Genomic DNA, 10,760 nt, shown 5'->3' with positions numbered 1-10,760 from the left:
GCGTTCGCGCTCCACCAGCAGCGGCATCGGATCAGAGGCGGTGACCATCTCCCGCAACGGATGCCGGGACAGCACGTCGTCCACCTCCGGGGACACGGCGGCCTTCAGGCGCTCGTGCACGGACAGGGAGTCGTCGCCGAGGGCCTGTGCGGCGGCCAGGACGGCGTTTCGCTCCGGGCCCTTCGGCACTCCGGCGGCCGCCCGCTCGTACAGCTCGGCGCCCTCCTCCAGCACCAGCCCGATGTCGATCCCGGCCGGGATCTTCACCGAGGCGGTGTGCCGCCAGGTCGCCAGCGGATGACTCCAGGCCTCCACCCGGAAGGTCCAGCGGCCCGTCGCGCCGGGGGTGATCTCCGCGCCCCAGCGGTCACTGCCGGGGGACAGCTCGTGCATCGGCGTCCACGGGCCACGGCGGCCCTTCGGATCACGCAGGACCACATTGGCGCCCACGGCATCGTGCCCTTCGCGGAACACGGTGGCCGTCACCTGGAACGTTTCCCCGGCCACCGCTTTCGCCGGGCGCCTGCCGCACTCCACGGCCGGCCGTACGTCACGTACCGGTACACGGCCGATGGCCGGGGTCCTGCGCATGTATCTCACCTCCGCCGTGCGCGAAGCCGGGCACCTGGCCCGGCTTCGCGATCCGAGACGGGGCCGACCGACGTCGGTCCCGTGGGGGAACGCCTTGTACGGTGCCAGGTCAGGGGCTTGGCGCCGTGGAACGCCGCTCCGGTGGCGGCGCTCTTCTGGCCGACCGGCGCGACCGCGGTCGTCCGTCCTGCTCGCGCAGGTAGGTGACCAGATTGGTGCGCAGATAGCGCTCGGCGGCGTCCGCGGCCTCGCGGGCGCAGCGTTTGCCCATCAGCACGCACAGCGTGTAGCCCGAGTCCTCGAAGGTGGCCCGGACCGTGCGGTCGTGGGGCGAGGCGAGCATCACGCGCTCCCACGCCCGGTAACGCCGCAACGCCCGGGCCACTTCGGCCTTGGCGGGTAGCAGCATTGCCCTCTTCACCCTCCACGCTCTCGACTGGGCGCGTTCCCGACGGTCGGGTGGTGTCCGCACGCGGAAGGGCACGGCACCGTTACGGCGATCGAGGCTTTCACTTATGGTGCACGCACGACGACGCAGCGTCTTGTTGGAGCTTCAACCACGGGCGGTGTCGGGTGCTCATGTTGCACGAATGGCGTAGTGCCCTCACCGTGGAGGTGACTCAGAAGCGCTCAGTGCTCACGCTGTGTGTCCGGGTTGTGTACCGGACGGGCATCCGGGATCCCTCCCGGACGGGCGAGGGGAGCGAGAGCTTCGCCGGTGAGGAGCAAGCGACGATGAAGACCGCAGTGCCCTGCTACTACCACCTCGACGTGGAAGTCAGCCCGGAACGGGTGGGACAGGTCAGCCGCATCCTGGCCGCCCACCTCCGCTACTGGGACCTCGAGAACCTCACGGTCCCCGTCTGCCGCGGCGCCGAACTGCTGCTGCGGGCGATCGACCAGCACGCCAACGACAAGCACACGTCGATCGAGATGTGGTGGAACGGCCAGCACCTCATCACCGCGTTCGGGGACGACGACCCGGATCTGCGCCCCGACCAGGACCTGCGGGCCTGCCTCGCCGACATCGCCGCCATGAGCGACGGCTGGGGCTGCTGCGCCTCCGAGACCGGAGCCAAGATCATCTGGTTCTCGCAGCGCGCCCGCGCCGGCCAGCGTGTCCCGCTGGTGCCGACCGCCCCCGCGCCCACGCTGCGGACCGGCCGGCAAGTACCGCGCACAGAGCCCCTCGTGGTGCTGGCCGCGCCGGCGCCCGCCGGTGACGACGCCCTGGAGGGCAGCCGGTGACCGCCCGCAGGAGAAGGAAAGGGCTGCCCGTGTGGAGCGGGCAGCCCTACCCGTTGGGTGCCGCCTTCGACGGACAGGGCACCAACTTCGCCCTGTTCAGCGAGGTGGCCGAGCGGGTCGAGCTGATCCTCGTCGACGACGCGGGCAAGGAGACGCCCGTCCGGCTGCACGAGGTCGACGGATTCGTCTGGCACGCCTGTCTGCCCGGCATCGCGCCCGGCCAGCGCTACGGCTACCGGGTGCACGGCCCCTGGCAGCCCTCGCTCGGCCACCGGTGCAACCCGAAGAAGCTGCTGCTCGACCCGTACGCCCGGGCCGTGGACGGCCAGATCGACAACCACGCCTCGCTGTACGAGCGGGCCCCGGACGGCCCCGCCCCCGCCGACAGCGCCGGGCACTCCATGCTGGGCGTGGTCACCGACCCCTACTTCGACTGGGGCGACGACCGCCCGCCCCGGACGCCGTACTCGGACTCGGTGATCTACGAAGCCCATGTGCGCGGCCTGACCCGTAGCCACCCCGACGTCCCCGAGCGGCTGCGCGGCACCTACGCCGGCCTCGCGCACCCCGCCGTGATCGAGCACCTGACCTCGCTCGGCGTGACCGCGGTGGAGCTGATGCCGGTGCACCAGTTCGTGCAGGACGGTGTGCTCCAGGACCGGGGCCTGTCCAACTACTGGGGCTACAACACCATCGGCTTCTTCGCCCCGCACAACGCCTACGCCGCCTTCGGCAGCCGCGGCCAGCAGGTCAACGAGTTCAAGGCCATGGTCAAGGCGCTGCACGCGGCCGGCCTCGAAGTCATCCTCGACGTGGTCTACAACCACACCGCCGAGGGCAACGAGATGGGCCCGACCCTGTCCTTCCGCGGCATCGACAACGCCTCCTACTACCGCCTGGTCGACGGCGACTGGGCGCACTACTACGACACCACCGGCACCGGCAACAGCCTGCTGATGCGGCACCCCTACGTACTGCAACTGATCATGGACTCGCTGCGGTACTGGGTCACCGAGATGCACGTCGACGGCTTCCGCTTCGACCTCGCTGCCACTCTCGCCCGGCAGTTCCACGAGGTGGACCGGCTCTCGGCCTTCTTCGACCTGATCCAGCAGGACCCGGTGATCAGCCGCGTCAAGCTCATCGCCGAACCCTGGGACCTCGGCGAGGGCGGCTACCAGGTGGGGAACTTCCCGCCGCTGTGGTCGGAGTGGAACGGCAAGTACCGCGACGCCGTCCGGGACTTCTGGCGGGGTGAGCCCGGCTCGCTCGGCGAGTTCGCCTCCCGGCTGACCGGCTCCTCGGACCTGTACCAGCACAGCAGGCGCCGGCCGCGCGCCAGCGTCAACTTCGTCACCGCGCACGACGGTTTCACCCTGCGCGACCTCGTGTCGTACAACGACAAGCACAACGCGGCCAACGGGGAGGACAACCGGGACGGCGAGAGCCACAACCGGTCCTGGAACTGCGGTGTGGAGGGCGAGACCCGCGATCCCGCCGTCCTCGAACTGCGCGCCCGCCAGCAGCGCAACCTGCTCGCCACGCTGCTGCTCTCGCAGGGCATCCCGATGCTCTGCCACGGCGACGAACTCGGCCGCACCCAGCAGGGCAACAACAACGCCTACTGCCAGGACAACGAGATCTCCTGGGTCGACTGGGAGCTGACGGAGAATCAGCGGACCCTCACGGACTTCACCCGGCACCTGATCGCCCTGCGCGCCGCGCACCCCGTCCTGCGCCGCCGCCGCTTCTTCCGCGGCGAGACCGCGACCAACGCCAAGCAGCCGCTGCCCGACCTGATGTGGCTCAGGCCCGATGCCCGCGAGATGACCGGGCGGGACTGGCAGCGCGGCGACGCACACTCGATGGGCGTCTTCCTCAACGGCGACGCCATCGCCGAACCCGATCCCTACGGCCGCCGCATGGTCGACGACTCCTTCCTGCTGCTGATCAACGGCTACTGGGAACCGGTCGACTTCCGCCTGCCCGACAGCTCCTTCGGTGATCGCTGGACCACCCTGATCGACACGGCCGACCCCGACGGCATCCCCGACGAACGCGAACGGAAGGCCGGCACGAGGCTTCGCGTGGAAGCCCGCAGTCTGATCTTGCTGTCGCGTCCGTCGCGGGTGGCACGCTAGGGGCGGTCTCCGCGGGTCCGCTGTGGCTGGTCGCGCAGTTCCGCGCGCCCTTCAGGGCGCTTCCGCGGCGGCACCCCGCAAGCGCGGCGAGCGGCGGCTCAGCGGCCCCGGCGTGATGTCACCGTGAACTGGGCCCCGTCGGCGTCGCGCAGGATCGCCTCGGTCTCGTCCTCGCTCAGCACGCTGCCCCCGTGCTTCTCCGCCGCCCGAGCACACCCCGGCACGTCCGCGACGGCGAAGTGGACCTGCCAGTGCGGCCGTACCGAGGGATCCGGTGCCGACTCCACCGCGCCCGAGTCGATCCGCGCCACGATGTCGCCCTCGCTGCGCAGCACCACCTCGCCGCCCTCGTACTCCACCTCGCAGCAGCCCGGCAGCCCGGACGCCCAGTCGAGGATCTCGCCGTAGAACAGCGCGGCGTCGAAGGCGTCGCGGGTGTGCAGCCGGATGAACGTCGGCGACGCCCGCCGCCAGGCCTCCCAGTTGCCGACCAGTTCCCCCTGCCAGATGCCGAAGGTCGCCCCGTCCCGGTCGGCGAGCAGCGCGGCCCGGCCCGGGGGGAAGGACAGCGGCCCGACGGCGGCCGTACCGCCGCGCTCGCGGGCCCGGGCGACCGCCACGTCGGCGTCCGGCACAGCGAAGTACGGCGTCCAGGCCACCGCCATCTGCCACATGGCGGCGACGGCGGCGATCCCCGCCACCGGCACCCCGTCCGCCAGCGCGATACGGAAGTGCTCGCCGAGCTTGGCGCCGCGCCAGCGCCAGCCGAGGACGGCCGAGTAGAACTCCTGGGTGGCCCCGAGGTCACGGCTGGTCAGGCTCACCCAGCAGGGGGCACCGAAGACGGAGTGCGTGGAGACGACGTCGCGCCTCCGCGGTCCACCGCTGACGGGGGCATTGTGGTTCATGGCAGTCGCGTCCTGCTCTCGGGGCCGGGCGGCCACCGGTCTGGGACCAGTGTCCAGCCGGAAGGGGGTGGCGTGCTCGTCGAGTACCCCCGGTGGCACGGGTCCAGGCCACCGAGGGACGATGGCGGTATGGGAGCGAGCGAACCGGAACAGATCGCTGAGCTGCAGGCGCAGGTCGACCAGCTGAAAGAGGCCGTCGCATCCCACGCGGTCGTCGACCAGGCCATCGGGATGATGGTGGCCCTGGGCCGGGTGACCCCGGACGAGGGCTGGGAGATCCTGAAGGAGGTCTCCCAGCACACCAACATCAAGCTGCGCAACATCGCGGAGCTGATCCTGATCTGGGGCCGCCGCGGCGACATTCCCCCCGACATCCGCGCCGCGCTGGAGGACGCCCTGGACCGCTACGGGCCCACGCAGGTGCCCGGGACCGCACAGGAGTGAGCCGGCGGCTCAGCGGAGCTCGGCGAGCCGGTTCAGCGGACCTCGGCGAGCAGTTCCTCGCGCATCCGGTCGAAGCAGGCGCTGAGCAGCCGAGAGACGTGCATCTGCGAGATGCCGAGCTGCTCGGCGATCCGGCTCTGCGTCATCCCCCGGAAGAACCGCAGATAGAGGATGGTGCGCTCGCGTTCCGGCAGCGCCTCCAGACACGGCTTGACGGCGGCCCGGTCGACCACGAGGTCGTATCCGGGGTCGGGGGCGCCGAGCGAGTCCCCGAGGGCGTAGCCGTCGGTGCCCGCCACCTCGGCGTCCAGGGACAGCGCGGAGAAGCACTCCAGCGCCTCCATACCGGTGCGCACCTCGTCCTCGCTGAGCCGCGTGTGGGCGGCGATCTCCGCCACGGAGGGCGGGCGGCCCGAGGTGCTCTGGGAGAGTTCCTTCGTGGCGGTGCGGACCCGGTTGCGCAGGTCCTGTACCCGGCGGGGCACGTGCAGGGTCCACATGTGGTCGCGGAAGTGGCGCTTGATCTCACCCGTGATGGTGGGCACCGCGTACGCCTCGAAGGCGCGACCGCGCTGCGGGTCGTAGTGGTCGACGGCCTTCACCAGGCCGAGGGCCGCCACCTGGTAGAGGTCCTCGAGGGACTCCCCACGGCCACGGAACCGCACGGCGATCCGCTCGGCCATGGGCAGCCACAGTCGGACCAGATCGTCACGCAGCCCCCGCCGCTCGGGACCTTCGGGCAGCTGCGCGAGCCGCTCGAAGGACTCCGCCGTGTCGGGGGCGTCGTCGTGAGGATGGGGGGATGTGGTGCCGGTGACGCGCATCGTGCGCACCTCTCTCAGGTGCTGGATGGACAGACACCGTGGGAGGTGCGCTCGGACCATGGAAAGGACACCGGGGCGTCCGGCGACACCGGCTCCCACGGACGTGCCTCCTGTCCGAAGCACTGACGATCCTTTTCCCGCGTAGGGACATCATCAAACAAATAGGTGCAAACGGGATGCGGTGGGCCTCGTGCGGCGGAGACGGCCGGCGGACCGGGGCCGACCTGCACGAGGGGCCGGGGAATCGTGGCGGACTCCGCCGAGGCCCGGAGCCACTGGGGTGACTGCTGGTACACGCACGGAAACGCCCTGGCACAGTCGCCGCGGAAGCGGGCCGCCCGTCGAGTTGTCAAGTCGGCGGGCCGCGCGGCCTCCTGTGCGGCAGGCCCGCGCAGCTCGCCACCGGCCCGGCCCGGCCGGCCGGGTGATCTTGCCGCGGACGTGATGTGCGGCACGCCGCCTGCCCCCTCCGAAGGGGCCGTTAACGGATTCTTCCTGGGCAGCGCTTGATCACCGATCAAAGCGGGCGAACCCCCTGGCCACAGCGCATTCTGCTCATTTGACAGTGCACTCGGCGCACAGATAGACAGCAGCTCTCGAAGGTCGAGAGGGGCACTGTGTACGAGCCGAACGTGGTCGGGGACTGGCACGAGTACGACGAGCATGCCGGTCTGCGGGTCCGCGTCCACCGCCTGGAGGCGGCCGAGCCGCCACGCGGACGCGACGACGCCGCTGCCGGGCTGACGTACTTCAGCGTCCGGGTGACGGTCGAGAACCGCGGCGCACGTCCCCTGGGCATCCACCTGGAGGACGGCCAGCTCGACGTCCGGGTCGGCCCCGACGGCGAGGGCGCCTTCATCGACTGGCGGAACTCCCAGTTCGTCGAGGGCTTCGACGTCTATCCGCTGCGCCGTGCCACCGCCGTCCTCTACGCTGCCGCCCCCGAGGCCGACCTGACCCACGTGGACGTGCAGGTGCAGCTGCGGGTGGACGACGAGTGGGCCGACCGCCGGCTGTGGACCGGCGGCATCGGCGTCCTGGAGGCGACCCCGGCGGTCGCCCCCACGGCCGCCGGACAGGGCGGCCTGGCCCACCAGGTCAGCGCCTTCCTGCGGGACCAGACGGAGCCCGGCACCGCCTGACGCGGGCGGCGGCGGGGCCGTACGGTCAGTGCGGGATGCCGTCGATGATCTCCCGGGCGCCCTGCCGCAGCAGCGCCACCGCGACCGACGTGCCGAGGGTGGCCGGATCGAGTCGGCCCGCCCACTCGTGGGCGTTCAGCCTGGTCTTGCCGTCCGGGGTGAACACACAGGCCCGCAGGGACAGTTCCCCGCCGCGGTCCACGCGCGCGTAACCGGCGATCGGGCTGTTGCAGTGGCCCTGCAGCACATGCAGGAACATCCGCTCGGCCGTCGCCTCCCGGTGGGTGTCCGGGTCACCTAGCCCGCTGACGGCGTCGATGAGATCGGTGTCGTCCTCCCGGCACTGCAGGGCGAGGATGCCCGCGCCGATCGGCGGCATCATCGTCTCCGGCGACAGCACCTCGCTGATCACGTCCGTCCGGCCGATCCGCTCCAGCCCGGACGCCGCCAGCAGCAGCGCGTCCGCGTCCCCGGCGGCCAGTTTCTCCAGCCGGCGGTTGGCGTTGCCGCGGAACGGCACACACTGAAGATGCGGGTGCGTGGCGGCCAGCTGGGCCACCCGGCGCACCGAGGAGGTACCGATCCGGGTGCCGGCGGGCAACCCGTCCAGGGTGAGGCCGCCCGGGTGCACGAGGGCGTCCCGGATGTCGTCCCGCTTCAGGAACGCGGCGAACACCGTCCCGGCGGGCAGCGGCCGGTCGGCGGGTACGTCCTTGACGCAGTGCACCGCGAGATCGGCCTCACCGGCCAGCAGCGCAGCGTCCACCTCCTTGGTGAACGCCCCCTTGCCCTCGACCTTGGACAGATCGCCGAGCCACTTGTCGCCGGTGGTCTTCACCGGCACCACCTCGGTGCGCACACCCGGGTGCAGGACGGCCAACTCGGCCCGGACCCGCTCCACTTGGGCCAGGGCCATGGGGGAGTCGCGGGAGACGATACGGATCAGTTCGGGAACCGGCATGCGCACACGATAGACCCCTGAGCCCGAGCCGGACTCGACGCCCGGTCTCAGCCGAAGCCCTCGGGCAGGTCCGCCGCCGACTCCTCCGGTGTCAGATCGGGGCGCAGCCGCAGCCAGGAGGGCTGGCGCAGCAGTCCGGCGCGGGTACGGGTGCTGTAGTTGACCTCGCCCACCAGCCGCGGCCGTACCCAGCGGGCGTCCGGGATCCGCGGGACCGGGTCGAAGGGGCACCGGCTGCTCGCGGTGTCCTCCAGCAGCCGGGCCAGATCCGTCCGCTCCGCCTCGCTCCAGCCGGTGCCCACCCCGCCGACGTACCGCAGCCGGCCGCCCGCGTCGCGCTGCCCGACCAGCACCGCGCCGGGCAGCCCGGCGAGCCGGCCCTTGCCGGGCAGCCAGCCGCCGACGATCACGTCTTCGGCACGCATGTTCCGGATCTTGATCCAGGCGCGGGAGCGCACGCCGGGCTCGTACACCGAGTCCAGCCGCTTGCACACCAGGCCCTCCAGGCCGTGCTCCCTGGTCGCCGCGAGCGCCTCGGCGCCATGCCCGGTCACCGCGCCCGGCGTCGACCAGTACGGCCCGGCCAGCCCGAGTTCCTCCAGCCGCGCGCGCCGCCGTACGTACGGCAGCCGCACCAGGGGTTCCTCCAGGTACGGCACGTCGAACAGCACCAGGTGCACCGGCACCCGGGCGGCCCGGCGGGCCGCCCGCGCGGGGGCGTGCGCAAGACCCATCCGGCTCTGCAGCAGCTGGAAGTCGGCCCGTCCCCGCTCGTCCAGGGCCAGCACCTCGCCGTCCAGCACGGCGGGCGTGGTGCCCAGCGCGCCGCCGAGCGGGCCCAGTTCGGGATAGGCCCCGGTGATGTCCTCGCCGGAGCGGGCGCGCAGCAGCACGCTGCCGTCGCCGGGCAGATAGACCATCACCCGCTGCCCGTCCTGCTTGGTCTCGTACCCCCACCGCTCATCCTGAGCCGCGGGCGGCAGGGTGCCGGGGGTGGCGAGCATCGGCGCGATGAGCGGCAGGGGTACGGCGGTCACGGCTGAAGGTCTCGACCGCTCCCGGCGGCCTCACGCGCCTTCGGCCGCCGGTTCCCCTGAACGGGTCCGGACGGCCGGTGGCATCACGCGTGACGCAGAGGGGCGAGCACGGCCGGCACCCGGCGGTGTCCGCTGTCGCTCTGGGGCAGGCTCAGCTTCAGGAAGACGTTGCCGATGTGCCTGCTGACGGAGCGTTCGGTGATGACGAGCGTGCGGGCGGTGGTGGGCCTCTCGGCGTGGCGACCGGCTCAGGCCACCGTCTCCGCCGAAGGCTCGGCCGGCGTCGGGGCCGGCGTGGTGGGGCGGTGGCGGGGGAGGGGCCACCGCGCTGGCGACCGACGTGCCGATGGACCGCATCAGCGTGTTGAGGCTGTGCGGCGGCCGTCTCCGACGCCGGGACCGCCCCCGTGATCACCTCACCGGCGTGTTCCTCGGAGCGCCTCGGGCATGGGCCGCTTCGGTGCCGTCTTCGGCCCGTGGCCCGGCGGGCAGCTGCTCGCCGGGCCACGGCGCTGACCCGGTCCCGTGCACGGCGCCGTACCCCGCCTCCGGGTGCGGCGCCGTACGCGACGTGCGCCTGTCACCCCTGCGCGTCCGGCTCCGGCTCCGCGTCCAGGCCCGTGCACGCCAGCTCCCCGTCCACCTCGGCGCACGCCTCCACGCCCCGCGGCGAGGACACCGAGAGCATGGGGCTGCTGTTCCCGGCCGGGTCGTCCGCCGGGTAGCGGGCCGACAGCACGTCCTGGCCTGCCCGCACCGACACCTCGCGGGCCTTGGCCGACCGCAGCCGCACCTGTGACCAGGCGGTGCCGCAGGCCGGTGAGTAGCGCAGCAGGACGGTGTAGGCGGGGCCGGAGACCGCGCTGGTGGTCCGCGCGTCCCGGGCGCACGCCGACGCGTCGGGCAGCGCGCCCTGGCAGGACCGGCCGTGACAGCGAGGCACCGCCGGCAGGTGCTGCGCCGTGGGCGCGCTGCCCGGGCGCCCGGACAGGGTGACGGCGGCGGTCACCGCCGTCGCCGCCCCGAACAGGGCGAGTGCGGACAACGGCAGCCAGGGCGCACACCACGGCCGGATCCACCCGAACAGCCGCCTTCTGCCGGGCTTTTCGGGTGCGGTCGTGGGCGGGGGCACTTCCGCGGCCTCCCAGAGGGCCAGTACGGCGTCGGGATCGGTGCCGGCGAGGCGGCAGAGCGCCTCCACGGCCGGTCTGGGCGGCGGTGCGCCGCCGGACAGATAGCGGTGCCACGCGGACTTGCTGTACGGAGTGCGCGCGGCCAGCGCCGCCAGGCTCAGCCCCGTACGGTCCTTCAGCTCGCGCAGCCCAACCACCAGTGGCTCGTCCGGCGTGGTCGCTGCTTGGGGGTGCCGCATCGTGCGTCCTCGACTCCCTTTCCGCTATGGGCGTTTTGGCCCCTGTTGTCGGAATGACTTCCCGGGAGTGCGGCGACCGCAACACCCCGTGA

At 72.3% G+C, this 10,760-nt stretch carries 11 protein-coding genes and 1 pseudogene; 4 read left to right on the top strand and 8 right to left on the bottom strand.

Going from position 1 to position 10,760, the window contains the following annotated elements:
- Positions 1-591 (bottom strand): maltotransferase domain-containing protein (locus ACZ7GZ_RS33150; RefSeq protein WP_471029900.1); only part of this gene is annotated, 591 nt, incomplete at its 3' end.
- Between the two features lie 109 nt (positions 592-700).
- Positions 701-1,000, bottom strand: a complete 300-nt coding sequence (locus ACZ7GZ_RS33145; protein ID WP_471029897.1) for a DUF5133 domain-containing protein — start codon at positions 998-1,000, stop codon at positions 701-703.
- A 326-nt stretch (positions 1,001-1,326) separates the two neighbouring features.
- On the opposite strand from ACZ7GZ_RS33145, the gene ACZ7GZ_RS33140 reads away from it, so the two are divergent.
- On the top strand, positions 1,327-1,839 hold the full coding sequence (locus ACZ7GZ_RS33140) for a pep a2 (protein WP_471029895.1): 513 nt from the start codon (positions 1,327-1,329) through the stop codon (positions 1,837-1,839).
- Complete coding sequence (glgX, locus tag ACZ7GZ_RS33135) at positions 1,836-3,980, top strand: glycogen debranching protein GlgX (RefSeq protein ID WP_471029894.1); 2,145 nt, start codon at positions 1,836-1,838, stop codon at positions 3,978-3,980. Before ACZ7GZ_RS33140 ends, glgX begins: the two co-directional genes overlap by 4 nt.
- Before the next feature lie 98 nt (positions 3,981-4,078).
- Here the strand turns inward: glgX and ACZ7GZ_RS33130 are convergent, their stop codons facing one another.
- On the bottom strand, positions 4,079-4,888 hold the full coding sequence (locus ACZ7GZ_RS33130) for a VOC family protein (RefSeq protein ID WP_471029892.1): 810 nt from the start codon (positions 4,886-4,888) through the stop codon (positions 4,079-4,081).
- A gap of 129 nt (positions 4,889-5,017) precedes the next feature.
- Between ACZ7GZ_RS33130 and ACZ7GZ_RS33125 the strand changes: the two genes are divergently transcribed.
- Positions 5,018-5,332, top strand: coding sequence for an ANTAR domain-containing protein (locus ACZ7GZ_RS33125; RefSeq protein ID WP_471029890.1), 315 nt, complete (start codon positions 5,018-5,020; stop codon positions 5,330-5,332).
- Positions 5,333-5,364: 32 nt separating this feature from the next.
- Here ACZ7GZ_RS33125 and ACZ7GZ_RS33120 read toward each other — a convergent pair whose 3' ends face one another.
- On the bottom strand, positions 5,365-6,156 hold the full coding sequence (locus ACZ7GZ_RS33120; RefSeq protein ID WP_471029888.1) for an RNA polymerase sigma factor SigF: 792 nt from the start codon (positions 6,154-6,156) through the stop codon (positions 5,365-5,367).
- A 617-nt stretch (positions 6,157-6,773) separates the two neighbouring features.
- Here ACZ7GZ_RS33120 and ACZ7GZ_RS33115 point away from each other — a divergent pair.
- Positions 6,774-7,298 carry a hypothetical protein gene (locus ACZ7GZ_RS33115; protein WP_471029886.1) on the top strand — a complete coding sequence of 175 codons (525 nt, stop codon included), beginning with the start codon at positions 6,774-6,776 and terminating at the stop codon, positions 7,296-7,298.
- A gap of 25 nt (positions 7,299-7,323) precedes the next feature.
- Here ACZ7GZ_RS33115 and hemC read toward each other — a convergent pair whose 3' ends face one another.
- From hemC to ACZ7GZ_RS33095, 4 genes and pseudogenes are all read right to left on the bottom strand, one after another.
- Positions 7,324-8,265 carry a hydroxymethylbilane synthase gene (hemC, locus tag ACZ7GZ_RS33110; RefSeq protein ID WP_471029883.1) on the bottom strand — a complete coding sequence of 314 codons (942 nt, stop codon included), beginning with the start codon at positions 8,263-8,265 and terminating at the stop codon, positions 7,324-7,326.
- Between the two features lie 41 nt (positions 8,266-8,306).
- Positions 8,307-9,263 carry an ATP-dependent DNA ligase gene (locus ACZ7GZ_RS33105; protein ID WP_471029907.1) on the bottom strand — a complete coding sequence of 319 codons (957 nt, stop codon included), beginning with the start codon at positions 9,261-9,263 and terminating at the stop codon, positions 8,307-8,309.
- A 116-nt stretch (positions 9,264-9,379) separates the two neighbouring features.
- Positions 9,380-9,520 (bottom strand): annotated as a pseudogene (locus ACZ7GZ_RS33100) (DNA-binding response regulator); the annotation flags it as partial.
- 356 nt (positions 9,521-9,876) lie between these two features.
- Positions 9,877-10,668: an XRE family transcriptional regulator gene (locus tag ACZ7GZ_RS33095; RefSeq protein ID WP_471029882.1), complete on the bottom strand. Its 792-nt coding sequence runs from the start codon at positions 10,666-10,668 to the stop codon at positions 9,877-9,879.
- Positions 10,669-10,760 lie beyond the last annotated feature (92 nt).

It is taken from the genome of Streptomyces sp. NPDC037288 (assembly GCF_055603265.1).
This window is presented reverse-complemented; position numbering and strand designations above follow the sequence as displayed.